Here is a 25,399-nt window from a genome sequence, read left to right on the forward strand (position 1 = left end):
TCAGACGATCCCCAGCAAGGTGAGACACAGGTCGATGGCCTTGATGCCGAGGAAGGGCACCACCAGCCCCCCCAGCCCGTAGACCAGCAGGTTCCGCCGCAGCAGCGCCGCCGCCCCCAGCCCCGCGCGGCCCACGCCGCGCAGCGCCAGCGGCACCAGCGCCACGATGATCAGCGCGTTGAAGATGACGGCCGACAGGATGGCGCTTTCGGGGCTTGTGAGCCCCATCACGTTCAGCGCCGCCAGCCCCGGATACTGCGCGACGAAGATGGCGGGCAAAATCGCGAAGTACTTGGCCACGTCATTGGCGATGGAAAAGGTGGTCAGCGCGCCGCGGGTGATGAGCAGCTGCTTGCCGATCTCCACCACCTCGATCAGCTTCGTCGGATCGCTGTCGAGATCGACCATGTTGCCGGCCTCGCGCGCCGCCTGGGTGCCGGTCTGCATGGCCAGCCCGACATCGGCCTGGGCCAGTGCCGGCGCGTCGTTGGTGCCGTCGCCCGCCATGGCAACCAGTCGGCCCTCCGCCTGGGCGCGGCGGATATAGCCGAGCTTGTCCTCGGGCGTCGCCTCGGCCAGGAAGTCGTCCACCCCGGCCTCGGCGGCGATGGCGGCAGCGGTCAGGCGGTTGTCGCCGGTGACCATGACGGTGCGGATGCCCATCCGGCGCAGCGCGTCGAAGCGATCCCGCATGCCGGGCTTGATGATGTCCTTCAACTCGATCGCGCCGAGCAGGCGGCCATCCTTCGCCACGGTCAGCGGCGTGCCGCCGGCGCGGGCGATGCGCTCCACCGCCTCGCGCAGCGCCGGTGGCGGCTCGGCGCCAAGCTCGCGGGCCAGGCTGTCCACGGCGCCCTTGCGGAACCGGCCGCGGCCCGGAAAGTCGAGGCCCGAGATGCGGGTCTGCGCGGTGAAGGGGATCACCGTGGCATTGGCGGGCAATTCCGCTGCCAGCCCGTGGCGGTCCCGCGCCAGGACAAGGATGGACCGCCCCTCCGGCGTCTGATCCGCCAGCGAGGCCAGAAGGGCGGCCTCCGCCACCTCCTCCACCGTCACGCCGGGGGCCGGGATGAAGCCTGTGGCCTGGCGGTTGCCGAGCGTGATGGTGCCGGTCTTGTCCAGCAGCAGCACATCCACGTCGCCCGCCGCTTCCACCGCGCGGCCGGAGGTGGCGACCACGTTGAAGCGCACCAGCCGGTCCATGCCGGCGATGCCGATGGCGGAGAGCAGCCCGCCGATGGTGGTCGGGATCAGCGTGACCAGCAGCGCCGCGAGCACCGCCACGGAAGGGGAGGTGCCGTTGAAGCTGGCCAGGCCGACGATGGTCGCCACCGCGACCAGGAAGACCAGCGTCATCCCGGCCAGCAGGATGTCGAGCGCGATCTCGTTCGGCGTCTTCTGTCGCGAGGCGCCTTCGACCAGCGCGATCATGCGGTCCATGAAGCTGTTGCCCGGCGCCGCCGTGACGCGCACCACCAGCCAGTCGGACACCAGGGTGGTGCCGCCGGTGACGGCGCTGCGGTCGCCGCCGGATTCGCGGATGACCGGCGCGCTTTCACCGGTCACCGCCGCCTCGTTCACGCTGGCGATGCCCTCGATCACCTCGCCATCGGCGGGGATGATGTCGCCGGCTTCGACCAGGACGATCTCACCTTCGCGCAGCTCGGCCGCCGCGCGGGGCTGCCACAGGCTGCGATCGTCGGCGCGCAGCAGCAGCTTGGCGCGTGCCTCGCCACGGGCACGGCGCAGGCTTTCGGCGCGCGCCCGGCCACGGCCCTCCGCGATCGCCTCGGCGAAGGTCGCGAACAGCACGGTCAGCCAGAGCCAGGCGGCGATGCCGGCCTGGAAGGCCCAGGGGTCGCCGCGGAAAGCGGCGAGGATCGCCAGCAGCGTGACCAGGATGGAGACCACCTCGGTCACGAAGATGACGGGGTTGCGGATCAGATGCGCGGGGCTGAGCTTGCGCAGCGCATCCCGCAAGGCGCGGGCCAGCAGCGGCCGGCCCGGAACAGCGGCGATCATGGTCATGTCAGGATGCCTCAGAAGGTCTGGCCGGCGGTCAGCGCGACATGCTCCGCGATCGGCCCGAGGAAGAGGGAGGGCAGGAATTGCAGCCCGCCCAGGATCAGGATGACGCCGCAGAGCAGGCCGACGAACAGCGGCCCATGGGTCGGGAAGCTGCCGGCGGAGGAGGGTGCGCGCGGCTTGCCGGCCAGGCTGCCGGCAATGGCCATCACCGGCACGATGATGGCGTAGCGGCCGAGCAGCATGGCGATGCCGAGCGTGGTGTTTAGATAGGGCGTGTCGGCGGTGAGCCCGCCGAAGGCCGAGCCGTTGTTCCCCGCGGCGGAGGAATAGGCGTAGAGCAACTCGGACAGGCCATGCGGCCCCGCATCCTGCACGCTGGCCAGCGCCACGGGCAGCACGGCGGCGACCGCAGTGAAGCCCAATATGGCGATCGGCACCACCAGCACCGCCAGCATGGCGAGCTTCACTTCCGGCGCCTGGACCTTCTTGCCGAGGTATTCCGGCGTGCGCCCCACCATCAGCCCGGCGACGAAGACCGCGAGCAGCACGAAGACCAGCATGCCATAGAGGCCGGAACCGACGCCGCCAGGCAGCACTTCCCCGAGCTGGATCAGGAACAGCGGCACCAGCCCGCCGAGCGGGGTGAAGCTGTCATGCATGGCATTCACGCTGCCATTGGACGCGCCGGTGGTCGCCACGGCCCAGAGCGCCGACATGGCGATGCCGTGCCGCACTTCCTTGCCTTCCATATTGCCATCGGCCGGGTTCAGCCCGGCGGCGATATGCAGCGGGTTGCCCGCGGCCTCGGCGGCATAGGTCAGGGCGGTGCCGACGACGACGAACAGCATCATCGCCGCGAACAGCGCCCAGCCCTGGCGCATGTCGCCCACCATCCGCCCGAAGGTCAGGGTCAGAGCGAAGGGGATGACCAGGATGGCCCAGAGTTGCAGCAGATTGCTGAGCGCGTTCGGATTTTCCAGCGGATGGGCCGAATTGACGCCGAAGAAGCCGCCGCCATTGGTGCCGAGCTGCTTGATGGCGACCTGGAAGGCGGCCGGACCCAGCGGAATGGCCTGGCCACCCTCGATCGTCGCGGCGCCGGCCAGGGTCTGCGGCACGCCCTGCGCCACCAGCAGCAGGCCCAGAAGGAGGGCCAGCGGCAGCAACAGGTACAGCGTGATCCGCACCAGATCCGCCCAGAAATTCCCCAGCTCCCGCACCCCGCCCGCCGCCAGGGCGCGGGTGAAGGCCAGGGCCAGGGCGATGCCGGTGGCGGCGGAGAGGAAGTTCTGCACCGCAAGCCCCGCCATCTGCGAGAGATGCGACATCGCCGTCTCACCGCTATAGGCCTGCCAGTTGGTATTGGTGACGAAGCTGACCGCGGTGTTGAAGGCGAGCCAGGGCGACAGGCCTGGCAGCCCCTGCGGGTTCAGCGGCAGCCAGCCCTGGGCGCGCAGCAGCGCATAAAGCAGCAGGAACCCCGCCGCGTTCACCGCCAGCATGGCCAGCACATAGCGCTGCCAGCCCATGCCCTGTGCCGGGTCGATGCCGGCAGCGCGGTACAGGCCGGATTCGAGGGGGTTCAGGAAGCGCAACCGCCCATCGGCCACGGCGGCGGTGTAGCGGCCGAGCGGGACGGCGGTGGCGAGCACGAAAGTGAGCAGAAGGGCGATCTGCGCCCAGCCGATGAGGGTCATCACAGATGCTCCGGGCGCAGCAGTGCCCATAGGAGGTAGCCGAGCAGGCCGGCCGCGACGGCGCCGCCGAGGATGAGTTCCAGCATGGCGGCCTCAGACCCGCGCGCAGGCGCGGGCGTAGAGCGCCATCAGCGCGAAAGCGCCGAGGCCGAGGGCGAGGAGAAGGACATCAAGCATGGTGGCTCCCTGCCGGGGCGAAGGGCGCCCGGGCGAGGGGACCATCGGCCGGGGGCGCGCAAGGGGGCCATTCGGATTGCGGGCGGCGCGCGTAAAGACGGCGTAAAGGGGGAGGGCGGCCCTACGGCTTGCGGGGAGTGGCCGCGCGCTCGCTCATCACGCAGGCGAAGACCACCACGGCGGCGCCGGCCAGCATGGCCCAGGGCGGCACGCGGCCCCAGAAGGCAAAGTCCCAGGTCAGGCTCCAGACCAGGCCGGAGTAGCCGAAGGGCGCCAGGCGGCTGGCCGTGGCGTGCCGGAAGGCCTCGGCGAGGCAGACCGTCGCCATGCCGACGATCACGCCATTGCCCACCATCTGCGCCAGGGTCAGCGCGCTGGGCGGGGACCAGTGGCTCAGCCCCAGCGGCAACATCACCGCGAAGCCGAGCAGGGACGGCCAGACCATCACCCGGGCGATACCGGGCTCGGCACGCAACTGCCGGTTGAGGGTGAAGACCGCCGAATAGCAGAAGGTGCCGCCGAGGGCGTAGAGGTAGCCCAGCACGGGGGCGCCGCCCGCCATGCCAGCCAGGCCCGGTGCCAGGCCGATGGCGACCCCGCCGAAGCCCACGGCGCACCAGCCCCAGGCCGCCGCAGGTGGCCTCTCCTTCAAGGTCCAGGCGGACAGCGCCAGTACCAGGAAGGGGGAGGTGAAGAACACCAGATACCCTTCCGCCAGCGGCAGCAGCCGAAAAGCCTGGAAGAAGCAGATGGCGCTGCCCAGCATCACCAGGGACCGCGCGGCGTGCAGCCTCGGGAATCGGGTGGTCAGCGTGCCGCCCCAGCCGGGGACCAGGGCGCGGATGGTGAAGACCGCCACCAGCAGCGTCGCGAAACGCACCAGCAGCACCTGCCAGACCTCGTGCCCCGCGGACAGCAATTTGCTGTTGGCGTCCAGCAGCCCGAACAGGCCGATCCCGGCCAGCATCAGCGCGGGACCGCGCACATCATCCTCCCCCGACTCCGGCCCGGATATGGCCCGCGACACGCGGCGAAGTCCATGCCAGGGGCCGCGCATGGCAGCCTTGCGGGCGCCGGTCCGACCCTGGGCCGCGGGGAAGCTTCCCAGGAACGCCGAGACAGGGCACAAGCCGCGCGCCATGACCCCCCAACTCGCCTCCGTCCTGATGCCGCTGATGCGCGGCATGGACCCCGAACGCGCCCATGACCTGGCGCTGCGCGCCCTCCGATTCGGCCTCGCCGGCGCCGATCGCAGCGCGGATGACCCGATCCTGGCCACGCGCGCCCTGGGTTGCGACTTCCGCAACCCGATCGGCCTCGCCGCCGGCTTCGACAAGTCGGCGATGGCCATCCTGCCGCTGATGCGGCTGGGCTTCGGCTTCGTGGAGGCCGGCTCCGTCACCCCGAAACCGCAATTCGGCAATCCCAAGCCGCGCCTGTTCCGGCTGGCGGAGGACCGGGCGGTGATCAACCGCATGGGGATGAACAATGGCGGGCTGCCCGCCTTCCTGGCGCGGATCGCGCAACTGCCGGCGGTGCGCCCGGCGGTGCTGGGCGTGAACATCGCCATCAACAAGGATGGCGCGGCCCCCCTGCGGGACTATCCGGCGCTCTACGCGGCCGTGGCCCCGCATGCCGCCTATGTCGCGCTGAACATCTCCTCCCCCAACACCCCCGGCCTGCGGGACCTGCAGGGCGAGGCGATGCTGCGGGATATCCTGGCGGCGCTGGCCGAAACCCGCGCCGGCCTCACCGGCCCCCGACCACCGGTCCTGATCAAGATCGCGCCAGACCTGTCGCCGGCGGCGGTGGAGCCGATTGTCGAGGCCGCGGTGGCGCAGGGGATGCAGGGGCTGATCGTCTCCAACACCACCATCGCCCGCCCGGCGCCCCTGCGCTCCGCCCTGAAATCCCAGGCCGGCGGCCTCTCCGGCCCGCCGCTGCGGGCGGCGGCGACGGAGATGCTGCGCCGTGTGGCGCGGCTGGCGGCGGGGCGCGACCTGGTGCTGATCGGCTGCGGCGGGGTCTCCAACGGGGCGGAGGCCCTGGAAAAAATTCGCGCCGGGGCCACGCTGGTGCAGCTCTATGCCGCGTTTGCCTATGACGGGCCGGCGCTGATTCCCCGCATCAAGCGGGAATTGGCGGCGGCGCTGCGGCGGGACGGATTCAAGAACGTGGCCGAGGCCATCGGGGTGGATGCGCGATGATGATCCTTGACGGGGTTTCGACCCTGGCGGACCGCTATGACGGCTTCATCCTGGACCTCTGGGGCGTGGTGCATGATGGCCGCAAGCCCTATCCGGGCGTGGCCGATGCGCTGGGCCGGCTGAAGGCCCGCGGCAAGCGCATCGCCTTCCTGTCCAATGCGCCGCGCCGGTCCTTCGTGGTGGATGCGCTGCTGACCGGCATGGGCCTGGACCGCGCCTTGTGGGACGGCACCATGACCTCCGGCGAGCTGGCCTGGCGGCATCTGAAGCATCGCGACCGGCCGGATTTCGCGGCGCTCCGCACCAGGGCGCTGCATATCGGGCCGGAGCGTGACCTTTCGGTGCCCGCCGAGACCGATGTGGTGCTGGTGGCCACGGCGGAGGAGGCGGATTTCATCCTCAACACCGGGCCGGAACCGGCGCGCGGCAATACGGATGTCGAGCCCTATCGCGCCATCCTGACCGCCTGCGCGGCGCGGCAATTGCCGATGCTCTGCGTCAATCCGGACCGCCATGTGATGGTCGGCGATGAGCGGGTGATCTGTGCCGGCGCCCTGGCGGATATGTATGTCGGCCTCGGCGGGCCGACGGCGATCGAGATCGGCAAGCCCGACCCGGCCTGCTACCCGCCGGTGCTGGAACTGCTGGGCCTGAGCGATCGCAGCCGCGTGGTGGCCATCGGCGACAGCCCGCATACGGACCTCGCCGGCGCGCAATCCGCCGGCATCGATGCGGTCTGGGCCCTGACCGGCCTCGCCGCCCATGCCCATGGCGCGACGCCGGACCCCGAGGTGCTGGCCCAGGTGGCGGCGACGGAGGGCGTGCGGCCGGTGGCCGCCCTGTTCGGGCTGCGCTGGTAGAAGGCCCCCGCGCGGCTGGCGCGGGGGCGGGTTGCAGGGGGCGGGGCTGTCCCCCACCCGGATGGGGAGCGTAAACTCCCACATCGTGGAACCTCATGCACTGACCGGGGCCGCGTCCGCGCCGCGCGCCGCCCTCCCTCGCCCGCCGATCTGGTTGCTGGTCGCGATCATCGGCATCGGCCCCTTCACCATGCAGGTGCTGGTGCCGTCCCTGCCCGCCATGGGGCGGGACCTGGGCGCCAGCACCTCCACCGTCCAGCTTACCGTCACGCTCTATCTGCTGGGGGTGGGTGCCGGGCAATTGATCTACGGGCCGCTCTCCGACCGTTTCGGGCGGCGACCGCTGCTGATGGGCGGCCTCGCTCTTTATGCCCTGGCGAGCCTAGCGGCGGCGCTGGCGGGGGGGATTGGGGCGCTGGTGGTAGCGCGGGTGGTGCAGGCTGTGGGCGCCTGCGCCGGGGTGGTGCTGGTGCGGGCGGTGATCCGGGACGTCTGGGCGCGGGACGAGGCGGCGAGCGTGCTCGGCTATGTCACCATGGGCATGACCATCGCGCCGATGATCGCCCCGATCCTCGGCAGCCTGCTGGAGCAGAGTTTCGGCTGGCGCGCCAGCATGTGGGCCTGCCTCGGCTTTGGCCTGCCCCTGGCGCTGGTGGCCTGGCTGCGGCTGGAGGAAACGCTGCCGGCGCCACAGCCTTTGCCGGGAATCGGGGCCATCCTGCGGGCCTATCGCAGCCTTTGGGCGCTGCCGGCCTTCCGCGCCTATACCGCGCTGACCGCCTGCGCCACGGGCATTTTCTTCGCCTTCCTCGGCGGCGCACCCTATGTGGTGGTGCAGGGCATGGGCTACTCGCCGGTGACCTTCGCCATGGCCTTCGCGGGCATTTCGGTGTTCTTCGCCGCCGGCAACTGGCTGGCGGGGCGGCTTTCCAGGCGGCTCGGCATTCTGCGCATGCTGGGGGTGGGGACGATGATCACCACGCTGGGGGCGATCGGCGCCGCCCTCGCCATGGTGGCGTTTCCGCCGCATATCCTGGTGTTCTTCGTGCCGATGGCGGCGGTGGCGGTGGGCAATGGCATGACCCAGCCCAATGCCATCGCCGGGGCGCTGAGCGCCCGGCCGCAGCTGGCCGGCACCGCCTCCTCTTTGGTCGGTGCCTTGCAGATGGGTTTTGGCGCGCTGCTGACCTTCGTGGTGGGGCTGGTGGAGTTCGGAACGGGCATCGGCACCTCGCTCACCATGGCCGGTGCCGGGGTGGGCTGCCTGCTGGCGCTGCGGGGCGCGCGGCGTTCCGGCGGCTGAGACGGGCGCCGGTAACGGCATTCAGGGAGAGATGGCGATGGGCGACAGCTACATGCAGGAACAGGCCGAGGCGCTGGCGCAGCACCTGCGGCTGACGGATGGCAAGTCCGGCTATGTGGAAGCGACCGCGGACGGGTACCGGGTGTTCCTGCGGAAGAAGTGGCCGGGCAAGCCGATGACGAGCTGGGACGGGCTGCCGGTGGAGTGGAATGAGAATGTCGGGACCAACAAGGCGCGGGGCCGGTAGCCCCGCGCGGGGGCGCCCGACCCCTCCGACGCCGCCCTGTCAGCCCAGCGCCGCCGCGCGAATCGACGGGTCGATATAGCGCGACGGGTCGGACAGCTCCTTGGTCGGCTGGGCGTATTTGCTGCGCAGCCGCAGCACGGTCCGCAACCCGTCCTCGTCGATCCGCAGATTCCGGAAAATGCCGCGATCGGCGTCCAGCAGCGCCGCGGCGGCGCGCGCCGCGACCGGCGGCGGCATATTGGCGCGGGCCGTCAGGATCGCGGCGGCCTCCGCGCGGTTGGCGTCGAGCCAGACCAGGCTGTCGCGAAAGGCGCGGGTGAAGCCGACCAGCGCATCCCGCTTCGATGCCAGCGTGCCCCGCCGCGCCGCGGCGACGATGCCCTGGTAGCGCCCCACCACATCCGTGCCCCGCGCCAGCCGCCGGAAGCCACGCGCTTCCGCCGCCAGGTCCAGCGGCGTGTTCAGCAGGGTGGCCGCTTGCTTGCCTTCCAGCAGCGCCGCCAGGCGTTGCGCGCCGCCGCCAACGGCGACCCATTCCACCTGATCAGCGATGCCCGCCTGGCCCAGCACTTCGCGCAGCACGAAGGCAAAGCCGGTGGTCATCGCATCCACCGATACCACCTTGCCCCGCAGCCCGGCGAGATCCGGCACATCCGCCGCGGCCATGACGGAGAGCATCCCGTCATCGACGCCGAAGAAGGCCGTGAAGTCGGAGGGTCCGGGCAGTTGCGCCTCCCCCTGACCTTCGTTGTAGGCGACGATGTTGTCGACCGAGGTCAGCGCCAGGTCGTATTTTTGCGAATACAGGTCAGACGCCATGGCGCGCGAATTCGGCGTCAGCTCCAGCGCCACCTCCACCCCATGGCGCGCGAAAATGCCCTGGGCCTGGGCGGCCCAGATGGCGAGGTTGGAGGCACCGGCGAAGGCGACGACGTTGAGCTTCGCCAGGGTCTGAGCCTGTCCCGCCCCGGCGGCGAGCGCGCCCGCGACGGTCATGGCGGTTCTCCGTGTGATGGGGTGCATGGCGGCATCAATCGGCGAACTGGCCGGCGGCCTGCAGCACCGGGCGCCAGCGCTCGATCTCGGCGGCCAGATGCGCACGATGCACCTCGCCATTCTGGCGCGAGACGGGCTCCGGCGGGCTGCCGAGGCCGGTCATCCGCTCCACCACCCGGGCATCGGCCAGCGCCGCGCGCAGCGCCTGGTTCAGCCGGTCCTGCACCGGCTTCGGCGTTCCGACCGGCGCATAGAGGCCGTGCCAGATCGCCACCTCGAAGCCCGGCAGGCCGCCCTGCACGGCGGTGGGCACGCCGGGCACGGCCGGCAGCGGCTCCGGCGTCGTCACCGCCAGCGCCTTGACCTGGTTCGACTGGATGAAGGGAATCGCGCTGGTGGTCTGGTCGCAATAGATGTCGAGGCGGTTGGCCATCAGCTCCGGATAGATCGGGCCGGACCCGGCATAGGAGACGGTGGTGAAGCGCGTGCCGAGGCTGGCCTGCATCAGCGTGCCGCAGAGCTGGCTGGCGGAGCCCAGGCCGGCATTGCCGAGATTGATGCGCTCCCCACCCTCGCGGATCAGCCGGATCATCTCGCCGAAATTGGCGGCGGGGAAGTCGGGGCGCGTCAGCCAGACCATCGGCGTGGCGGTGACCAGGCCCAGCATCTCGAAGGCGGTCAGCGGGTTGTAGGGCAGGCGGCGATACAGCGTCGGCGCGGTGGCCATGCCGATATTGTGCAGCAGGATGGTGTGGCCATCGGGGCGCGCCTGCGCCACGCGGTTCACGCCGATGGTGCCGCCGGCGCCGCCGACATTCTGGGCCACGACATTCACGCCGAGGTCGCGCGACATCGCCTCCGCCAGCATGCGACCGACCGCATCGGTGGGGCCGCCGGGGGCGAAGGGGATGATCAGCGTGATGGGCTGGCCGCCGGGCCAGGCGGATTGCGCGTGGGCGGTGCCGGCGAGGACGACCGGTGCGGCAAGGGCTGCGCCGAGCAGGCTTCGGCGTGTGGTCTGGATAGTCATCTTCTTCAATTCTCCCTTGGACGTTTTTGGGGTGGCCGGTTTGCCGGCCTGGTTGCTTGCGGTGAGTCTTGATCCTGCATCGCCCCCCCCTTATCGAGTGAGGGGGGCTGCGCAGGCCGTATTCAGATCAGGCCAGTCGCGCGAAAACCCTCAGCGTCCCCCGCCGATATCCACCAGCGTGCCGGTCATGTAGGCGGCGCCCGGCGAGAGCAGGAAGGTGACAAGGCTCGCCACCTCCTCCGGCTCCCCCGGCCGCCCCAGCGCGATGGCGGAGGTCATGGCCTTCAGCCGGTCGGCCCCCGCACGCGCCTCATGGCTTTCGGTGCGGATCACGCCCGGCCGCACGCAGCAGACGCGGATGCCGAGCTTCCCGACCTCATTGGCGAGACCTGCGGTGAATCCGTCCACCGCGCCCTTCGCCGCCGCATACATCACCCGGCCGGGCTGGCCGCCGAGCACGGAGGCGCGCGAGCCGATATTGACGATGACGCCGCCCGACCCGCCACGATCCGTCGCCATGCGCCGCACGGCGGCGGAGGAGCAGAAGACGGTGGTGCGCAGATTGCCGTCCATCATCAGGTCGTAATCAGCAGCCTTGATGTCGGCGATCTGCGCCTGGGCGCTGCCGCCGGCATTGTTCACCAGCCCCTTCACGGGGCCGATGGCATCGGCGGCGGCGAACAGCGCCGCGATGCCGGCCTCGGACTGCACATCCGCCTGCACCGCCTGGGCACGACCGCCGGCCTGCGTGATGGCGGCCACCGTGGCCTCCGCCGAGGCCGCGTCGCGGGCGTAATTCACCACCACGTTCCAGCCATCCGCCGCGGCGGCCTTGGCGATGGCAGCCCCGATGCCGCGACCGGCACCGGTGACGACAAGAACGCCCTTGTCGCTCATCGGCTCCACCCGCCGACCTGGGACAGTTCCGCGCGCGCTTCGGCGGCCGTCATCGGCTCCGCACCCAGCTCGGCCAGGATGCGCACGGCGCGTTCGACGAGGACGGTGTTGCTGACCGCCAGCTCGCCCTTGTTGAGGTAGATGTTGTCTTCCAAGCCGACGCGCACATGCCCGCCCAGCAGCCAGGCCTGCGCCAGCATCGGGAATTCCATGCGGCCGATGGCGAACGCCGCCCAGGGGCTGCCAGGAGGCAGGATCGACTTGGCGTAGTTCAGCGTCGCCGGATCCCAGTCGAAGCCGTAGCGGATGCCCATGCAGACCTGGAACAGGCAGGGGCCCTTCAGCACGCCATCGGCCATCAACTTCTTCGCCAGGCCGATATCGCCGGAATCGAACACCTCCAGTTCCGGGATGGTGCCGACGGAATAGATCAGCTCCGCCATCTTGGTCACCGACCAGGGCGCGTTGATCACCACGGCGCTGCCCGACCACATGGTGTTCAGGTCCAGCGTCGCGATTTCCGGCTTCAGCTCGACGATATGCGCCACGCGCTGTTCCGGCGACATCAGCGTGGACCCCGCCGCCGCCTGGCGGGGATTGTCGAGCGAGGGGACGAAGCGCCCGCCGGGGCCGGTGGTCAGGTTGATGACGACATCGGTGCCGGAGGAACGGATGCGATCGATCACCTCCCGGTACAGCGGGATTTCCATGCTCGGCCGGCCCGTCTCCGGGTCGCGGACATGGATATGCGCCACGGCGGCGCCGGCCTTCGCGGCCTCGATCGCGGCATTGGCGATCTGCTCCGGCGTGATCGGCAGATGCGGCGTCTGTTCCGGCGTGGTGATATTGCCGGTGACGGCGCAGGTCAGGATGTATTTGCGGCGCATCGTGATCAATCTTTCGCCGGACCGAAGGCGGGCTTGCCGCGGGTGATGTCGAGGAAGCGGGTGACGGTGCGGCTTTCGAACAGGCCGTTGGCGGTGAAGGGGTCGCCATCGGAAAAGGCGATGGCGGCCGCACGGTCGGGCACGTCGACGACGAAGACGCTGCCGGTGCGCGCCTCCCCATCATCCGAAACCGTCGGGCCGGCCAGCTTGATGTCGACGGGGCTCGCCTTCAGATAGGCGCGATGCGCGTCGTAATAGGTGTCGCGGATGGACTGGCCATCCGGCTTCTGGGTGCAGTGGATCAGGAACAGCATCAGGCGGCATCCTCCCTTGGAATGCGGAATTCGTAGACGAGTTTGGCCGGCTTGCCTGCCGCCTTGGGCGCATCCCAGTCGGTCACCAGGCTGGCCTTCACGCCAAACACCGCATCATCATGCAGGTAAGGGTCGCCATCCTTGAAGATGTGGGTGATGAGATCCCGGTAGCCGGGCTTCTTGATCCAGAAATGCACATGCGTCGGCCGCATCGGCCCGCGCCCCATGGCGGAGAGCACGCGCCCCACCGGCCCATCATGCGGCACGGGGTAGGAGGCCGGCATCACGGTCGGGAAGGCCAGCAGCCCATCCGGCCCTGTGACGAAGCGCCCGCGCATATTGTGCTCCTCGCCGAGTTGGCTGTCGTAGAAGCCCTCCGGCGAGGTGTGCCAGACATCCACCTGCGCGCCTTCCAGCGGCTGCCCGGCCTCATCGAGGATATGCACCTCGACCTCCAGCGGCTCCCCCGCCACGCCCGGCGACATGTTCTGGCCATTCGCCATCACCGGCGGGTTTTCGCGGTGAAATGGGCCGAGCACGGTGGTCTCGCTGACGCTGGCATGGCTGCGATGCGCGATGGCATCCACCAGCATCGACACGCCGAGGATGTCGGACAGCAGGATCACCTCCTGCCGCTTGTCGTCACACCAGCGGCCGAGTTCGGTGATGAAGCCGACGCCCTGTTCCCATTCCTCCGGCGTCAACTCGACCTCGCGCACGAAGTCATGCACATGGGTGACGAGCGCGGTCATCACCTGGCGGATACGCGGGCTGGCCTCGGGCGAGATGCGGGCCAGCACGGCATCGGTCAGGTTGTCGCTGGTATAGGTGATGTGGCCTTCGGGCATGATGCGTCTCCCTCTCAGCGGCCCATGGTCAGCACGACGCGGCCGCGCGTGCCGCGGGCGACGGCAGCATAGGCCTCGGCGCCACGCGCCAGATCATAGGTTTCGGCAATGGCGGGCGCCGGATAGGCGCCGGATTCGAAGCCCGGCCGCAGCGCCTCCATCATCGGGGCGCAGGCGGCGGCGGTGCGCTTCAGGCTGTCGACGCCGAGCAGCTTGCATTCGCGCCGGTAGAAGGGAATCAGCTCGAACTTCACCTGCTCGCCCGGCGTGCCGGCGATGACGATCATGCGGCCGCCGAAGGCCAGGGCGGCCAGCGCCACCTCGGTCAGGGCCGGCTTGCCGACGCAGTCATAGACCACGTCGACGCCGCGCCCGCCGGTCAGCGCGGCGATCTGCGCGGCCACGTCATCGCGCGTCACATCGACGAAATGCGCCGTGGCATGGCGGGCGGGGCTGTCAGCTGGCGCCTCGCCGCGCACCGCCGCAATCACCGTACAGCCGCGCGCCGCGCCGATGCCGCAGGCCGCGCCGCCGACGCCGCCCGTGGCGCCGAGCACCAACAGCGTCTCGTCAGCCTTGAGCTGCGCATAGTCCAGTCCGATCCAGGCGGTGACGTAGTTCACCCCCACCGCGCCGGCCTGTTCGAAGCTGAGATTGGCCGGCTTGCGCGCCAGACCGGCGACCGGCAGGCGCAGATACTGGGCGTGGCTGCCATCCCGGGTGAAGCCGATATCGCCGCCGGTGCCCCAGACCTCCTGGCCGAGCCACTCCGCCGGCCCATCCACCACCACGCCGGCGAAATCGCGCCCCGGGGTGCGCGGCGGCACGGTCTGGCGCATGCGGCCGGCGACGTTCTTGACGTCCGAGGGATTCACGGAAGCCGCATGGATCCGCAGCAGCGCTTCCCCGGCTTCCGGCGCCGTCGGCACCACATCCTGGCAGGACAGCACCTCCGGCCCGCCAAAGGCCGCGAAGCGCAGGGCGGCGGCGTGGGGCGGCGGGCTGGCAGGCAGGCTGGTCGTGGGCGCCTTTCCCGCGACGAGGGGTGCGTCGGTCATGCTCGCTCGTTTCCTCTGTTGGTGGGTTGGGTAAGCCCTGCGCCGGGAGGGGTCAAGCAAAATCTGCAATCGATTGCATTGGGCGCGCCGGGCGTATTTGCGCTACAGACGAGCCGATGCTGCCCCCACCGATCCAGACCGCCCCGCCGGGCCGCGCCACCATCGCCGATGTGGCGCGGGAGGCCGGGGTCCATGCCTCCACCGTCTCCCGCGCCCTCAACCCCGCGACGCGCGGTATGGTGACGGAGGCGGTGGCCCAGCGCGTGACGGAGGTGGCGGACCGCCTGGGCTGGCGCCCTTCCGCCGTCGCCGCCGGGCTGCGCACGCGGAAATCCCGCACCATCGGCATCCTGGTGCCGGACCTCATCAACCCGATCTTCCCGCCGATCCTGCATGCGGTGGAAACCGTCATGGCCGCGCGCGGCTACGCCACCCTGGTCGCGAACACGGACAACGACCCGGCGCGGGAGGCGCTGCTGATCGAGCGCATGGCGACGCATCTGGTCGATGGGCTGATGCTGGCCTCGGCGGCGGCCGGCACCGGGGCGCTCGCGCTCTGCGCCCGCTTCGGCATCCCGGCGGTGCTGATCAACCGGCGCATGCCCCAGGGCGCCGATTGCGCCGCGACCTCCGCCGTCACCAATGACGACCGGCACGGCATCGGCCTGGCGGTGGACCACCTGGTGGCGCTCGGCCATCGCCGCATCGCCCATCTGGCGGGGCCGGAGGGCGTTTCCACCGCCACCGACCGCCGCACCGGCTTCCTGGACCGGCTGCGGCATCATGGGCTGGATCCCGCGGGCGTGGTGCCGGCGGCGGCCTATACGCGGGAAGCGGGACAGGTGGCGATGGCCGCGCTGCTGGCCGGCACGCCTTTCACCGCGGTCGCGGTGGCGAACGACATGCTCTGCCTCGGCGTCTATGACGCGCTGGAGGCGGCGGGGCTGCGCGTGGCGGCGGACATCTCCGTCACCGGCTTCAATGACATGCCCTTCGTCGACCGCATCCATCCCGGCCTGACCACGGTGCGCATTCAGCACGACGCCATGGGCCGGCAGGCGGCCGAGATCCTGTTGGCGGAAATGGCCGACCCCGCGCTGCCGCGGCGCGACATCCGGCTGGTGCCGGAATTGGTGATCCGCGCCTCCACCCGACCGCCGCCGGCTGCGTAGAACGGCCGGTCGCACCCGTTTCGGTTGTGTTTCACTTCAGTTTCGCGCAACCCCGGGTTGGTTTTGGTGGCGGGCCTTGGCGGCTAACCTCGCCCTGCTTCCAAGTCACAGGGTACCCATGTCGCAGGCGAACAGGCCGCGCTCCGAATTCCTGGGTCTGCATGACCCCTATGGCGACCCGCCGGCCGGCAAGCCGGTGGAGCGTCCGCCTGCCGGTCCCCTTGTCACGCGGGAGAAGGCGGGTGAGCTGGTGCGCGCCGGTGGCGCACTCTCCGCCCTGTTCATCCTGATCGCGGTGATCATCACGGCGCTGGGCTGACCCGGCGCTTCTGGCCGTTGCTTTGCCAAGGGCGAAGGGCCATTTGCGGCGCATGATGGAATACCGTCCCTCCATCCGGCGCAAATGCGCCGGGTGGTCGCTTATCGTCATCAGTCCGATCGGCGGCGTGCTGCCGATTCTGCCGGGGGCGGTCTGCTTCGCGCTGGGCCTGTTCGTGCTGCGTCACCAGTACCATTGGGCGCATCGCGGGCTGAGCTGGGCCGACCAGCGCTGGCCCAAGGTGGTGGCGAAGGTGGAGGTGATGGAAACCCGTCTCATCCTGCGCAGTGAGGCCGGCTGGCAAAGTCTCCGCGCCACAACCCGGCGCGTTCTGAGACGTAGCTGAATGTCACCAAAGCTGGCGCATCGAGCAACCTGCGCCGCCTTGCGACGTTTCCTGGGGCACAACGAGACCAGCCAGGAGACCACACGATGAATCGCCGCAGTCTTTTTCTCGCCGGTGCCATGCTGCTTCCTGCCCTGCCGCTGATGGCGCAGGATCGCCCGACCGGCGTGCTGGACCTGCTGAACACCACCAGCGTCGGCGCCAACCGCTTCGTGGAACAGGCGACGATCGGCGATACCTTCGCCGCGCAGTCCAGCCAGATGCTGTTGGAGAAGAGCGCGCATCCGCAGATCCGCCAGCTGGCCCAGGACATCACCACCGCGCATGCCGCGATGGCGGCCGAGCTGCGGGCGATGCCGGAAGCCACGACGCGGCTGCCCTCCGCCGGCGACGGCCCGATGCTGGCGCGGCTGGAGCGGCTGCGCGGGCTGGATGGGGACGAGCTGAACCGTTGGTGGGTCCAGATGCAGGTCGATTCCTACAAGGAAGCGGTGATGCTGTTCGACTCCTACGCCCAGAATGGCGAAGTGCCGGCGCTGAAGGCCTTCGCCGTGAAGCATCAGGGCACGATCCGCAGCTTCCTGCAGCGTGCCGAGGCCCTGCAGGCGCCCCGTCCGGCGTGATGATGCGTCCGGCGTGACTTAACTTGCGCGGGCGGCGATGAAGCCGCCGCCCGCCACCATCAACGTCGCGACCACCACCTTGGTGGTGAAAACGCCTTCCCCCGCCAGGATCAGCAGCAGGGTGGAGGCGACGGGCACGGCATAGGCCAGTGTGCCCAGAAGCCGAGGGTCACCGCGCTTCATGCCGATATCCCACAGGAAGAAGGCGGCGCCGACCGGCCCCAGGCCTAGCAACAGCACCGCCATCCATTGCCCCGCATCGGGGATAACCGTCGTCTCGAAGCCCAGATGCGTCAGCGCTGCCAGGGCTGCGGTGCCCAGGCAGAAGCTCGCCACCGCCTCGGTCGGCACCGTCGCCAGGCGCCGGGTGCCGGAGGTGACGGAATAGACCGCCCAGACCACCGCGCAGCCCAGCGCCGCCAGGAAGCCGGGCAGGGCCTCCGCCGGGAAGCGGGCGCCTGTGCCCACCAGCAGGGCGCAGCCCAGAAAGCCCAGCCCGACGCCGGCCAGCCGCGCCGGCCCCAGCCGCAGCCCGCGCAATGGCGCGGAGAGCAGCACGATCAGCAGCGGCCAGAGATAGTTGATGAGATTCGCCTCCACCGCCGGGGCCAGGGCCAGGGCGATGAAATACAGCGCGTGATAGCCGAACAGCCCGCCGACACCGTGCAGCCAGGCGATGGGCGGTTGCCGGAGCAGCGCTTGTCGCCCTTTGGCCAGCACGACGGCCAGGCCCACCAGACCGCCCACGCAAAAACCCATGGCGGTGAGCTGCAGGGGCGGCAGGCCGGCGGCGAGCCGGGACAGCAGCGCGAGGAAGGCCCACAGCGCGAGCGCGCCGCAGCCGGCAAGGGTGGCGGGAGACATGCGCTGCTTCTACGACGGCGGGCCGGTCACTGGAATTGTGGGTCGATCGGCACCCGCAGCGCCTCGGCCAGCCGGTTGGTCTCGGCCGCCATGCCGATCACGGCCAGCAATTCCCCATACTGCGCTGTCGTCATGCCCTTGGCGCGGGCCGCCGCGGTATGGCTGGCGGTGCAATAGGCGCAGCCGCTGGTCATCGATGCGGCGAGATACAGCATCTCCTTCACCAGCGGATCCAGCGCGCCCGGCGCCATCACGGCCGACAGGCTCTCCCAGGTCCGTCGCAGCAGCACCGGATCGACGGCGAGCGCTTTCCAGAAGTTGTTGACCTCCGGCACGCCGCGCGCCGCCTTGATCTCCTCAAAGACCGCGAGGGCCTCGGGGGCGAAATCCTCAGCCATGGGGCAGGGGCACGTAGGGCAGGGCGCGGAAGGCGGTGGCCTGGATCGTGATGTCGCGCCAGACATCGCCGGTGAAATAGGGATCGGCCTCCACCCAGGCGCGGGCGGCGGCATGGCTGGTATGGTTCGTCGCGGCGATGGAGCCGATCATGCGGCCGCCGGGCGCGTCGAAAATCGCGCCGCCAAACAGCAGCGTGCCATCGGCGGCCATCGGTTTCACGCGGGCGAAATGCGCCGGCCTTGCGGCCATGCGCCGGTCCAGCGCGGCGGCATCGGTGCCATCCCAGCCGATCAGCACGGAATGGGTGCGACCCGTCGGCCCCGGCGCATCCGGCGAGGGCCAGGGCTGGTAGGGCAGGGGGGCGAGGCCGAAGGGATGCGCCTCCACCTTCCGCCAGACGCCGGAGGTGGCGAAGGGTTCGGACGCCAGATAGGCGTCCCGTGCCGCCGCATCCCCCGCGATGATCATCAACGAGCCCAGGCTGCGCCCGGCCTCATCGTGCAGCGGCAGGCCGAGCAGCAGTCGCCCGGCCGCGGCCTCCGCCGTGATGAAGGCGACATGGGCGGCGCGGGCGGCGGCGCGGCGGGCGGGCGCTTCCGCATCCGTCCCGTCCCAGGCCAGGATCGCATAGGTCACGGCGGAAACCCCTCAATACATATGCTGGCCGCCATTGATGGACAGCGTCGAGCCGGTGACGAAGTCCGCATCATCGGCGGTGAGGAAGGTGACGCCGCGGGCGATGTCATGGGCAGTGCCGAGCCGGCCGCGCGGGATGCGGGCGATGATCTTCTCCAGCACGTCCGGCGGCACGGCGCGCACCATCTCGGTGTCCACATAGCCGGGGGCGACGGCGTTCACCGTGATCTGGCTGCGCGCGCCTTCCAGGGCCAGGGCCTTGGTGAAGCCGTGGATGCCCGATTTGGCGGCGGCGTAATTCACCTGGCCGAGCTGGCCGGCCTGGCCGTTGATCGAGCCGATATTGACGATGCGGCCGAACTTGCGGGCGCTCATCCCATCCCAGACCGCCTTGCACATGTTGTAGCAGGAGCCGAGATTCGTATCGATGACGTCGTCCCACATCTGCCGCGTCAGCTTGCGCATCATGGCGTCGCGGGTGATGCCGGCATTGTTCACCAGGATCTCGATCGGGCCGACCTCCGCCTCGATCTTCGCCACCGCGGCGAGGCAGGCGTCGAAGTCGCCGACATCGAACTTGTAGCAGGGGACGCCGGTGCGTTCGGTGAAGGCCTGCGCCGCGGCGTCATTCCCGGCATAGGAGGCGACGACCTTGCGGCCGGCGGCCTGCAGCGCCTCACTGATGGCGGCGCCGATCCCGCGCTGCCCGCCCGTCACCAAAGCCACCCGTGCCATGCTGGCATCCTTCCCTGTTCGTTGCACTGTTGTCGGTGTCCGCGCCGTGCGCCGAGCCGGCCGCCGTCCCGTCCATATCGTGGCCGGCAAACGGCCCGCTGGCCATCCTCGCCCGGCCAGACTGGCGGCGCAATTCCCACCCGCGCCATCAATTCCAGAGCCTGCGTTCCACAAGCTGAGCACTGCCACGCTAGTAATGTCGATTTTTTTGATTTTTGAACTCGCGCCCCAAACCCGACATGCCATAATGGCATCGGCCACGTCTCAATTTCCCGTACCGACCAGGACCCATAAAAAAATGCCGACCCGCAAGCGCGCAGCCGCTGAAGCTACGGATCGCAACGCCATCATGCTGCTACTCGCCTATGTCGAGGCCGAATGTCGGCGCCTCGGCGCCGAAGACGCCGCCCGGCATGCCGCCATCGCGGCGGAGCTCATGCCCACCATCCCACCTTCCGGGGTGCATCTGAACTGACGGAAGGGCGCCTCAGCGCCGCCGCAGCAGGAACAGCGCCTGTTCGCCGAACAGGTTGGCGAGCCAGGGGGAGCGCTTCCAGGGGGAACGCAGCCCCTTCTCATCAACCGCCAGCCAGCGTTCCACCACGTAGTTCTCCATCCGACACAGTTCGAAGAAGTCACGGATGGTGCAGGGGTGGATGTTCGGGGTCTCGTACCAGGGGCGGTCCCAGGTCTCGTTATCCGGCATCCGGCCGGTCAGCAGCAGCCGCATGCGCAGCTGCCAATGGCCGAAATTGGGGAAGGACACGATGGCCCTTTCGCCGATGCGCAGCATCTGGCGCAGGACCTCCCTCGGCCGTTCCACCGCCTGAAGGGTCCGGGACAGCACCACATAGTCGAAGGCGCCGTCCGGGTAGAAGGCCAGGTCGGCATCGGCATCGCCATGAATCACCGGCAGGCCGGCGGCCACGGCCTCCGTCGCCTCGGCCATGTCGATCTCGATGCCGCGGGCATCGGCGCGCTTTTCGCGGGTCAGATGCTCGATCAGCAGACCGTCGCCGCAGCCGATATCCAGCACCCGCGTGCCAGGCTCCACCATCTCCGCGATCAGGCGGAGATCGAGCCGCATGTTCTTGGCGACGAACCGCACTTCCATCGCGTCGGGCACGCGCATCCCCCTCGGGTGACTGGCGCGCCTGCTTTACAGCAAGGCGGCGTGGGAGGGAATCGCTGCCGCGGGGTGCGCCCTATTCGTCGCGTCTCGGCCGCGCCAGCAGCCGGCCCATGGCATCGCCGATGGTCAGGTCGCCGGCCAGCAGCTCCGCCACCGCCGCGCAGATCGGCAGTTCCACCCCCGCCGCCGCCGCCCGCGCCACCAGAGCCGGCGCGGTTTCCACCCCCTCCGCCACGCTGACCCGCCCGGCCAGGGCGGCTTCCAGCGACGCGCCGCGCGCCAGTTCCATGCCGAGGGAGGTGTTGCGGCTGCCCGGGCCGGTGGTGGTCAGCAGCAGGTCGCCGAGGCCCGAAAGCCCCGCCGCCGTCTCCGCCCGCCCGCCCAGCGCCACGGTCAGCCGCGACAATTCCGCCAGGCCGCGCGTGACCAGCGCGGCGCGCGCATTCTCGCCGAGCCCGGCGCCCATCACCGCCCCGGCGGCGATGGCAATGACATTCTTGGCGGCGCCGCCGACCTGCACGCCCAGCGGGTCGTCCCCGCCATAGAGCCGGAAGCCGGCGGTGCCGAGCAGATCCGCCACCATTCCGCGCAGCCGCGCATCCGGGCTGGCCACCACGGCGGCGGCGGGCAGGCCGCGCGCGACCTCGCCGGCGAAGTTGGGCCCCGACAACACCGCGGCGGCATTGTTGGGGCGCGCCTCCGAAACGATTTCGAGCGGCAGGCGCAGCGTGCCGCGCTCCACCCCCTTGGCGCAGACCACCAGCGGGCAGGCGGTTTCGGGCCAACCGTCCAGCACCCCGCGCAGATGCTGCACCGGCACCACCAGCAGGGCAAAGATCGCGCCTTCCATCGCCGCCGCCGCATCGGCGGTCAGGCTGATGGCCGGGCTCAGCACATGGCCGGGCAGGTAGCGCGCGTTCTCACGCGCCTGGTCGATGGCGGCGGCGCGATCGGCGTCGCGGGTCCACAGCGTCACGGCATTGCCGGCACGTGCCGCCTGCAAGGCCAGTGCCGTGCCCCAGGCGCCGGCGCCCAGAACCGCGATGCGACGACGGGCGCGTGGCGGCATGCTGGCCTCTATTCCGGGGTGATACGGGTGACCAGCGCGCCGGCCCCGGGCTCCCCGGGCGCCAACAGCGGGACCAGCGCGCCCAGAATGGCCTGCGCCTGCTCGGCGAAGCCAAAGGGCGCATTGGCCACCAGCAGCCCGCAGCCATTCAGGCGGGTGGGGTCAGTGGGTTCGCGCAGCAGCAATTCGGCAGCGATACAATCCGGCACCGTGGCATCCTGCAAGGCGGTGTGGAAGGCGCGGGGCGGGGCGCGGTGTTTGATGGGATACCAGACGGCCACAATGCCGGCGCGGAAGCGGTGGCGCAGCCGTGCCAGGGCGGTCGCGCACCGCTCGAATTCGCCCGGCTGTTCGAAGGGCGGGTCGATCAGCACCAGGCCACGGCGCTCCGGGAAGGGGGTCAGGGCTTCCAGCGCTTCCCAGGCATCTCGACCATGCACGGCAACCTGCCGGTCACCGCGATAGCGGGCGCGCAGCGTGGCGTGGTCTTCCGGGTGCAACTCGCAGAGCGTCAACTGATCCTGGGGCCGCAGCAGGGCGCGGATGAGTTCTGGGGAGCCTGGATAGATGTCCGGAAAGCCGGCGGCGCGCACCTGGCTCGTATAATCGGCCAGCGAACCCTCGGTGACATCCGCCACCAATCCGATTCCGGCGCGCCATTCACCCGTACGTTCCGCCTCGGAGGAGGCCAGGACGTAGCTGCCGATCCCGGCATGGGTATCCAGGACCCGGAAGGGCTTTTCCTTGGCTCGCAAGGCCTGGAGCAGGGCCACCAGCAGCGCGTGCTTGGCGACGTCACAGGCATTGCCGGCGTGAAAGGCGTGGCGGTAATTCACGCCGCAGCGGGTAGCGCCGCCGGACCGGCGACGCAACCCGCCTGTCGCATGGCCTTGTTAGCGTGGCGCGGTGACAGCGCCGCCAACGGCGCCCACGCCACCACCAATCAGCGCGCCCGTGCCGGCATTGCCGGAGAGCGAGCCGACCGCCGCGCCGGTGCCGGCACCGAGCAGGCCGCCGGAAACGGCGCGCTGACCAGGCGTCTGGCCGCAGGCGGCGACGGCGGCGGTGAGAACCAGGGCGGCAGCGAGACGGGGGATCATGGTCATCGGAGCGTCCTTCCTAATGTGACAGGTGGCGAAACGCGGAGAGGCCGGGGCGGTTCCGGGGGGGCGGTTCCGGCCGGTCCATGCGGCGCAGATCCACCCCTCCCCATTCCCGCCGGATTCCGCCAGTTTGGGCGATCAACAGGGGGCCGACATGGCGTTCGATGTTCTTCCAGGCCTGGGCGAGCCACTGCGGCGGCTGGAGGACCCACGCCTGCTGACCGGCGGCGGCCGCTTCACGGCCGATATCGCCGCCGATGGCGCCTTGCAGGCCGTGTTCGTCCGGTCGCCCCATGCCCATGCGCGCATCCTGGGCATCGACACTGCGGCCGCGCGGGCGCTGCCGGGGGTGGTGGCGGTGTTCACCGCGGCGGAGGTTGCGGGGCTCGGTCACAACCCGGCCGTGTCGGAAATCCACGATGCGGCCGGCCGCCGTCATGTGGAGCCGCACCGGCCGCCCATCCCCACCGACCGCGTGCGCCATGTGGGGGAGGTGGTGGCCATGGTGGTCGCGGAGAGCCTGGCGGCGGCGCGCGACGCGGCGGAGATGGTGGCGGTGGATTATGATGCGCTGCCCGCCGTGGTGCGCGGTGACGACGCGTTGCGCGCCGGCGCGCCGCAACTGCACGACCAGGCGCCCGGCAACCTCGTCTGCGACTGGACCAAGGGCGATGCGGCGGCGGTGGAGGCTGCCTTCGCGGGCGCCGCGCAGGTGGCGCGCCTCTCCGCCAGGTCCCCGCGTATTCTGGCTGGCTATCTGGAAACGCGATCCGCGCTGGCGCGGTGGCAGAACGGGCAGGTGGAGCTGACCACCCCCTCCCAGGGTGTGCATCTGCTGCACCGGGTGCTGTGCGATCACATACTGGGCTGGCCCAGGGACCGGCTGCGGGTGCTGACGCCGGATGTCGGCGGCGGCTTCGGCCCCAAGCTGCCGCCCTATCCCGAACAGGCTCTGGCCTGCTTCGCCGCCTGGGAATTGCGGCGCGATGTGCGCTGGGTGCAGGACCGCGCGGAGCATCACCTGGCGGATACCCATGCCCGCGACCTGGTGGCGGAGGCGTCGCTGGCCCTGGATGCGGAGGGCCGCTTCCTGGCCCTGAAGCTGGAGGGGGTGGCGAATTTCGGCGCCTTCGTGTCCACCGTCGCCCCCACCATCCCGACCGGCGGCATGGCCAAGGTGCTGGGCGGCCTCTACCGCATCCCCGCCATCCACATCGCTCTGCGCGGCGCCTTCAGCAACACCGCCCCCGTGGACGCCGTGCGCGGCGCCGGCAAGCCGGAGGCGCTGGTGCTGCTGGAAGGTGTGGTGGATGTCGCGGCGCAAGAGGGCGGCTGGGACCCGGTGGAGCTGCGGCGCCGCAATCTGCTGAGCCCCGGCGACTACCCGTTCCGCACCGCGCTGGGCTACCGCTACGACAGCGGCGACCCGCCGGCGCTGCTCGATGCGGTGCTGGACCTCGGCGATGCGGCGGGCTTCGCGGCACGGCGCGCGGCTTCCGCCGCCGCCGGGCGGCGTCGCGGGCGGGGTCTGGCCTGCCATCTGCACGGTTCCGGCGGCTGGGGCGACGAGACCTCCGTCGTCGAGGTTCTCGCGGATGGGCGCATCGAGGCCCGTACCGGCACGCAGAGCCAGGGGCAGGGCCATGCCACCGCCTATGCCCAGATCATCGCCGCCCGCTTCGGCGTGGCACCGGAGCGGGTGCGGGTGATCCAGGGCGACAGCGCCGCCCTGCCGCGCGGCGGTGGCACGGGAGGATCGTCCTCCACCATCATCTCCGGCACTACCCTGGCGCGGGCATCGGAGGCGGCGATCGAGCAGGGACGGGATGCGGCGGCCGAATTGCTGGAGGCGGCGGCGGCCGATATCGCCTGGCGCGACGGCGGCTATGAGATTGCAGGCACCGACCGACGCATCGGTCTGGTGGAGGTGGCGGCGCGGGCCGGTGGGCTGCGGGGTCTCGCGGAATTCGACGCCACGGTGGAAAGCTGGCCCGCCGGCATCGCGCTGTGCGAGGTGGAGATCGACCCGGAGACTGGCGCGGTGGTGCTCGACCGCTTCGCCTGCGCCTTCGACGCCGGCAGGGTGGTGAACCCGATGCTGCTGGCCGGGCAGCTGCACGGGGGCTGGGTCGCCGGCATCGGCCAGGCCCTGTCGGAGGATGCGCGCTATGACGCGGAGGGACAGATGCTGGCCGCCACGTTGATGGACTACGCCATGCCGCGCGCGGCGGAGCTGCCGGATTTCACGCTGCTCTCCCTGCCGAGCCCGACGCCGAACAACGTGCTGGGCATCAAGGGGGTGGGGGAACTGCCGACCAATGGCGCCCCGGCGGCGCTGGCCAATGCCGTGGCGGATGCGCTGGGCGGGGCGCGGGTGGAGTTGCCGATGACGCCGGAACGGGTTTGGCGGGCGCTGCAAGGGGCGTAGAGCGGCCTCGCCAGCGCGGCCGCC

The 25,399-nt window shown here is 70.5% G+C and carries 29 protein-coding genes; 10 read left to right on the forward strand and 19 right to left on the reverse strand.

The genetic code is table 11. The features are described 5' to 3' along the window. From kdpB to ACVFYP_RS01530, 4 genes are all read right to left on the reverse strand, one after another. Nucleotides 1-2,028 carry a potassium-transporting ATPase subunit KdpB gene (kdpB, locus tag ACVFYP_RS01515; protein WP_499198353.1) on the reverse strand — a complete coding sequence of 676 codons (2,028 nt, stop codon included), beginning with the start codon at nucleotides 2,026-2,028 and terminating at the stop codon, nucleotides 1-3. Nucleotides 2,029-2,039: 11 nt separating this feature from the next. After that, nucleotides 2,040-3,725, reverse strand: a complete 1,686-nt coding sequence (kdpA, locus tag ACVFYP_RS01520) for a potassium-transporting ATPase subunit KdpA (RefSeq protein ID WP_499198354.1) — start codon at nucleotides 3,723-3,725, stop codon at nucleotides 2,040-2,042. After that, nucleotides 3,725-3,811, reverse strand: coding sequence for a K(+)-transporting ATPase subunit F (gene kdpF / locus ACVFYP_RS01525; RefSeq protein WP_499199524.1), 87 nt, complete (start codon nucleotides 3,809-3,811; stop codon nucleotides 3,725-3,727). Before kdpF ends, kdpA begins: the two co-directional genes overlap by 1 nt. Before the next feature lie 212 nt (nucleotides 3,812-4,023). After that, nucleotides 4,024-4,887: a DMT family transporter gene (locus tag ACVFYP_RS01530; protein WP_499198355.1), complete on the reverse strand. Its 864-nt coding sequence runs from the start codon at nucleotides 4,885-4,887 to the stop codon at nucleotides 4,024-4,026. Nucleotides 4,888-5,041: 154 nt separating this feature from the next. Here ACVFYP_RS01530 and ACVFYP_RS01535 point away from each other — a divergent pair, with 154 nt between their 5' ends. From ACVFYP_RS01535 to ACVFYP_RS01550, 4 genes are all read left to right on the forward strand, one after another. Then, nucleotides 5,042-6,109: a quinone-dependent dihydroorotate dehydrogenase gene (locus tag ACVFYP_RS01535; protein WP_499198356.1), complete on the forward strand. Its 1,068-nt coding sequence runs from the start codon at nucleotides 5,042-5,044 to the stop codon at nucleotides 6,107-6,109. Further along, nucleotides 6,106-6,969 carry a TIGR01459 family HAD-type hydrolase gene (locus ACVFYP_RS01540; protein WP_499198357.1) on the forward strand — a complete coding sequence of 288 codons (864 nt, stop codon included), beginning with the start codon at nucleotides 6,106-6,108 and terminating at the stop codon, nucleotides 6,967-6,969. The genes ACVFYP_RS01535 and ACVFYP_RS01540 overlap by 4 nt, the downstream gene beginning before the upstream one ends. 154 nt (nucleotides 6,970-7,123) lie before the next feature. After that, the gene (locus tag ACVFYP_RS01545) at nucleotides 7,124-8,272 is read left to right on the forward strand and encodes a multidrug effflux MFS transporter (protein WP_499198358.1); all 1,149 of its coding nucleotides are present in this window, start codon (nucleotides 7,124-7,126) and stop codon (nucleotides 8,270-8,272) included. Between the two features lie 37 nt (nucleotides 8,273-8,309). After that, nucleotides 8,310-8,519: a hypothetical protein gene (locus ACVFYP_RS01550; protein ID WP_499198359.1), complete on the forward strand. Its 210-nt coding sequence runs from the start codon at nucleotides 8,310-8,312 to the stop codon at nucleotides 8,517-8,519. Between the two features lie 39 nt (nucleotides 8,520-8,558). Here ACVFYP_RS01550 and ACVFYP_RS01555 read toward each other — a convergent pair whose 3' ends face one another. From ACVFYP_RS01555 to ACVFYP_RS01585, 7 genes are all read right to left on the reverse strand, one after another. Then, complete coding sequence (locus ACVFYP_RS01555; protein ID WP_499198360.1) at nucleotides 8,559-9,515, reverse strand: ABC transporter substrate-binding protein; 957 nt, start codon at nucleotides 9,513-9,515, stop codon at nucleotides 8,559-8,561. Nucleotides 9,516-9,549: 34 nt separating this feature from the next. After that, entirely contained in the window at nucleotides 9,550-10,545 is a 996-nt protein-coding gene (locus ACVFYP_RS01560; protein ID WP_499198361.1) for a tripartite tricarboxylate transporter substrate-binding protein, read from the reverse strand. Nucleotides 10,546-10,695: 150 nt separating this feature from the next. Beyond that, nucleotides 10,696-11,442 carry an SDR family NAD(P)-dependent oxidoreductase gene (locus ACVFYP_RS01565; RefSeq protein ID WP_499198362.1) on the reverse strand — a complete coding sequence of 249 codons (747 nt, stop codon included), beginning with the start codon at nucleotides 11,440-11,442 and terminating at the stop codon, nucleotides 10,696-10,698. Further along, nucleotides 11,439-12,329, reverse strand: coding sequence for a beta-keto acid cleavage family enzyme (locus ACVFYP_RS01570; RefSeq protein WP_499198363.1), 891 nt, complete (start codon nucleotides 12,327-12,329; stop codon nucleotides 11,439-11,441). The genes ACVFYP_RS01565 and ACVFYP_RS01570 overlap by 4 nt, the downstream gene beginning before the upstream one ends. 5 nt (nucleotides 12,330-12,334) lie before the next feature. After that, entirely contained in the window at nucleotides 12,335-12,643 is a 309-nt protein-coding gene (locus ACVFYP_RS01575; RefSeq protein ID WP_499198364.1) for a YciI family protein, read from the reverse strand. Next, the gene (locus tag ACVFYP_RS01580) at nucleotides 12,643-13,491 is read right to left on the reverse strand and encodes a dioxygenase family protein (RefSeq protein ID WP_499198365.1); all 849 of its coding nucleotides are present in this window, start codon (nucleotides 13,489-13,491) and stop codon (nucleotides 12,643-12,645) included. Before ACVFYP_RS01580 ends, ACVFYP_RS01575 begins: the two co-directional genes overlap by 1 nt. Nucleotides 13,492-13,505: 14 nt before the next feature. Beyond that, nucleotides 13,506-14,549, reverse strand: a complete 1,044-nt coding sequence (locus ACVFYP_RS01585; protein WP_499198366.1) for a quinone oxidoreductase family protein — start codon at nucleotides 14,547-14,549, stop codon at nucleotides 13,506-13,508. A gap of 116 nt (nucleotides 14,550-14,665) precedes the next feature. On the opposite strand from ACVFYP_RS01585, the gene ACVFYP_RS01590 reads away from it, so the two are divergent. From ACVFYP_RS01590 to ACVFYP_RS01605, 4 genes are all read left to right on the forward strand, one after another. After that, a complete protein-coding gene (locus ACVFYP_RS01590) occupies nucleotides 14,666-15,721 on the forward strand; it encodes a LacI family DNA-binding transcriptional regulator (protein ID WP_499198367.1) in 1,056 nt (351 codons plus the stop codon). Between the two features lie 118 nt (nucleotides 15,722-15,839). Then, the gene (locus ACVFYP_RS01595) at nucleotides 15,840-16,040 is read left to right on the forward strand and encodes a hypothetical protein (protein WP_499198368.1); all 201 of its coding nucleotides are present in this window, start codon (nucleotides 15,840-15,842) and stop codon (nucleotides 16,038-16,040) included. A 52-nt stretch (nucleotides 16,041-16,092) separates the two neighbouring features. After that, complete coding sequence (locus ACVFYP_RS01600) at nucleotides 16,093-16,386, forward strand: PGPGW domain-containing protein (protein WP_499198369.1); 294 nt, start codon at nucleotides 16,093-16,095, stop codon at nucleotides 16,384-16,386. Nucleotides 16,387-16,472: 86 nt separating this feature from the next. Further along, nucleotides 16,473-17,009 carry a DUF4142 domain-containing protein gene (locus ACVFYP_RS01605; RefSeq protein WP_499198370.1) on the forward strand — a complete coding sequence of 179 codons (537 nt, stop codon included), beginning with the start codon at nucleotides 16,473-16,475 and terminating at the stop codon, nucleotides 17,007-17,009. Nucleotides 17,010-17,027: 18 nt separating this feature from the next. Here ACVFYP_RS01605 and yddG read toward each other — a convergent pair whose 3' ends face one another. From yddG to phbB, 4 genes are read right to left on the reverse strand one after another with little or no spacing between them, the layout of a single operon-like run. Next, nucleotides 17,028-17,873, reverse strand: coding sequence for an aromatic amino acid exporter YddG (gene yddG, locus ACVFYP_RS01610; protein WP_499198371.1), 846 nt, complete (start codon nucleotides 17,871-17,873; stop codon nucleotides 17,028-17,030). A gap of 26 nt (nucleotides 17,874-17,899) precedes the next feature. Continuing rightward, nucleotides 17,900-18,271, reverse strand: a complete 372-nt coding sequence (locus ACVFYP_RS01615) for a carboxymuconolactone decarboxylase family protein (RefSeq protein ID WP_499198372.1) — start codon at nucleotides 18,269-18,271, stop codon at nucleotides 17,900-17,902. Beyond that, complete coding sequence (locus tag ACVFYP_RS01620; protein WP_499198373.1) at nucleotides 18,264-18,908, reverse strand: YciI family protein; 645 nt, start codon at nucleotides 18,906-18,908, stop codon at nucleotides 18,264-18,266. Before ACVFYP_RS01620 ends, ACVFYP_RS01615 begins: the two co-directional genes overlap by 8 nt. 12 nt (nucleotides 18,909-18,920) lie before the next feature. Next, nucleotides 18,921-19,643, reverse strand: a complete 723-nt coding sequence (gene phbB, locus ACVFYP_RS01625; RefSeq protein ID WP_499198374.1) for an acetoacetyl-CoA reductase — start codon at nucleotides 19,641-19,643, stop codon at nucleotides 18,921-18,923. 298 nt (nucleotides 19,644-19,941) lie between these two features. On the opposite strand from phbB, the gene ACVFYP_RS01630 reads away from it, so the two are divergent. Continuing rightward, the gene (locus tag ACVFYP_RS01630; RefSeq protein WP_499198375.1) at nucleotides 19,942-20,118 is read left to right on the forward strand and encodes a hypothetical protein; all 177 of its coding nucleotides are present in this window, start codon (nucleotides 19,942-19,944) and stop codon (nucleotides 20,116-20,118) included. 12 nt (nucleotides 20,119-20,130) lie between these two features. On the opposite strand, the gene metW is transcribed toward ACVFYP_RS01630, so the two are convergent. The 4 genes from metW to ACVFYP_RS01650 all read right to left on the reverse strand — a co-directional run bounded on the left by metW (nucleotide 20,131) and on the right by ACVFYP_RS01650 (nucleotide 22,950). After that, entirely contained in the window at nucleotides 20,131-20,730 is a 600-nt protein-coding gene (gene metW / locus ACVFYP_RS01635; RefSeq protein ID WP_499199525.1) for a methionine biosynthesis protein MetW, read from the reverse strand. Between the two features lie 118 nt (nucleotides 20,731-20,848). Continuing rightward, nucleotides 20,849-21,844: an NAD(P)H-dependent glycerol-3-phosphate dehydrogenase gene (locus ACVFYP_RS01640; RefSeq protein WP_499198376.1), complete on the reverse strand. Its 996-nt coding sequence runs from the start codon at nucleotides 21,842-21,844 to the stop codon at nucleotides 20,849-20,851. 8 nt (nucleotides 21,845-21,852) lie between these two features. Beyond that, on the reverse strand, nucleotides 21,853-22,680 hold the full coding sequence (locus ACVFYP_RS01645) for a 23S rRNA (adenine(2030)-N(6))-methyltransferase RlmJ (protein ID WP_499199526.1): 828 nt from the start codon (nucleotides 22,678-22,680) through the stop codon (nucleotides 21,853-21,855). A gap of 57 nt (nucleotides 22,681-22,737) precedes the next feature. Further along, entirely contained in the window at nucleotides 22,738-22,950 is a 213-nt protein-coding gene (locus ACVFYP_RS01650; protein ID WP_499198377.1) for a YMGG-like glycine zipper-containing protein, read from the reverse strand. Between the two features lie 151 nt (nucleotides 22,951-23,101). Between ACVFYP_RS01650 and ACVFYP_RS01655 the strand changes: the two genes are divergently transcribed. Continuing rightward, complete coding sequence (locus ACVFYP_RS01655; protein ID WP_499198378.1) at nucleotides 23,102-25,375, forward strand: xanthine dehydrogenase family protein molybdopterin-binding subunit; 2,274 nt, start codon at nucleotides 23,102-23,104, stop codon at nucleotides 25,373-25,375. Nucleotides 25,376-25,399: the final 24 nt, after the last annotated feature.

The organism is Roseomonas sp. F4 (genome assembly GCF_053891155.1).

What these genes read in the sequence shown, in the direction of transcription:
- ACVFYP_RS01575 (WP_499198364.1), bottom strand. Translation starts at nt 12,643, where the DNA reads ATGCTGTTCCTGATCCACTGCACCCAGAAGCCGGATGGCCAGTCCATC.
- ACVFYP_RS01595 (WP_499198368.1), top strand. Translation starts at nt 15,840, where the DNA reads ATGTCGCAGGCGAACAGGCCGCGCTCCGAATTCCTGGGTCTGCATGAC.
- kdpA (WP_499198354.1), bottom strand. Translation starts at nt 3,725, where the DNA reads ATGACCCTCATCGGCTGGGCGCAGATCGCCCTTCTGCTCACTTTCGTG.
- ACVFYP_RS01630 (WP_499198375.1), top strand. Translation starts at nt 19,942, where the DNA reads ATGCCGACCCGCAAGCGCGCAGCCGCTGAAGCTACGGATCGCAACGCC.
- phbB (WP_499198374.1), bottom strand. Translation starts at nt 19,643, where the DNA reads ATGGCACGGGTGGCTTTGGTGACGGGCGGGCAGCGCGGGATCGGCGCC.
- ACVFYP_RS01600 (WP_499198369.1), top strand. Translation starts at nt 16,093, where the DNA reads ATGATGGAATACCGTCCCTCCATCCGGCGCAAATGCGCCGGGTGGTCG.
- ACVFYP_RS01560 (WP_499198361.1), bottom strand. Translation starts at nt 10,545, where the DNA reads ATGACTATCCAGACCACACGCCGAAGCCTGCTCGGCGCAGCCCTTGCC.
- kdpB (WP_499198353.1), bottom strand. Translation starts at nt 2,028, where the DNA reads ATGACCATGATCGCCGCTGTTCCGGGCCGGCCGCTGCTGGCCCGCGCC.
- ACVFYP_RS01550 (WP_499198359.1), top strand. Translation starts at nt 8,310, where the DNA reads ATGGGCGACAGCTACATGCAGGAACAGGCCGAGGCGCTGGCGCAGCAC.
- ACVFYP_RS01655 (WP_499198378.1), top strand. Translation starts at nt 23,102, where the DNA reads ATGGCGTTCGATGTTCTTCCAGGCCTGGGCGAGCCACTGCGGCGGCTG.
- yddG (WP_499198371.1), bottom strand. Translation starts at nt 17,873, where the DNA reads ATGTCTCCCGCCACCCTTGCCGGCTGCGGCGCGCTCGCGCTGTGGGCC.
- ACVFYP_RS01555 (WP_499198360.1), bottom strand. Translation starts at nt 9,515, where the DNA reads ATGACCGTCGCGGGCGCGCTCGCCGCCGGGGCGGGACAGGCTCAGACC.
- ACVFYP_RS01570 (WP_499198363.1), bottom strand. Translation starts at nt 12,329, where the DNA reads ATGCGCCGCAAATACATCCTGACCTGCGCCGTCACCGGCAATATCACC.
- kdpF (WP_499199524.1), bottom strand. Translation starts at nt 3,811, where the DNA reads ATGCTGGAACTCATCCTCGGCGGCGCCGTCGCGGCCGGCCTGCTCGGC.
- ACVFYP_RS01640 (WP_499198376.1), bottom strand. Translation starts at nt 21,844, where the DNA reads ATGCCGCCACGCGCCCGTCGTCGCATCGCGGTTCTGGGCGCCGGCGCC.
- ACVFYP_RS01590 (WP_499198367.1), top strand. Translation starts at nt 14,666, where the DNA reads ATGCTGCCCCCACCGATCCAGACCGCCCCGCCGGGCCGCGCCACCATC.
- ACVFYP_RS01565 (WP_499198362.1), bottom strand. Translation starts at nt 11,442, where the DNA reads ATGAGCGACAAGGGCGTTCTTGTCGTCACCGGTGCCGGTCGCGGCATC.
- ACVFYP_RS01585 (WP_499198366.1), bottom strand. Translation starts at nt 14,549, where the DNA reads ATGACCGACGCACCCCTCGTCGCGGGAAAGGCGCCCACGACCAGCCTG.
- ACVFYP_RS01535 (WP_499198356.1), top strand. Translation starts at nt 5,042, where the DNA reads ATGACCCCCCAACTCGCCTCCGTCCTGATGCCGCTGATGCGCGGCATG.
- ACVFYP_RS01540 (WP_499198357.1), top strand. Translation starts at nt 6,106, where the DNA reads ATGATGATCCTTGACGGGGTTTCGACCCTGGCGGACCGCTATGACGGC.
- ACVFYP_RS01580 (WP_499198365.1), bottom strand. Translation starts at nt 13,491, where the DNA reads ATGCCCGAAGGCCACATCACCTATACCAGCGACAACCTGACCGATGCC.
- ACVFYP_RS01650 (WP_499198377.1), bottom strand. Translation starts at nt 22,950, where the DNA reads ATGACCATGATCCCCCGTCTCGCTGCCGCCCTGGTTCTCACCGCCGCC.
- metW (WP_499199525.1), bottom strand. Translation starts at nt 20,730, where the DNA reads ATGCGGCTCGATCTCCGCCTGATCGCGGAGATGGTGGAGCCTGGCACG.
- ACVFYP_RS01615 (WP_499198372.1), bottom strand. Translation starts at nt 18,271, where the DNA reads ATGGCTGAGGATTTCGCCCCCGAGGCCCTCGCGGTCTTTGAGGAGATC.
- ACVFYP_RS01605 (WP_499198370.1), top strand. Translation starts at nt 16,473, where the DNA reads ATGAATCGCCGCAGTCTTTTTCTCGCCGGTGCCATGCTGCTTCCTGCC.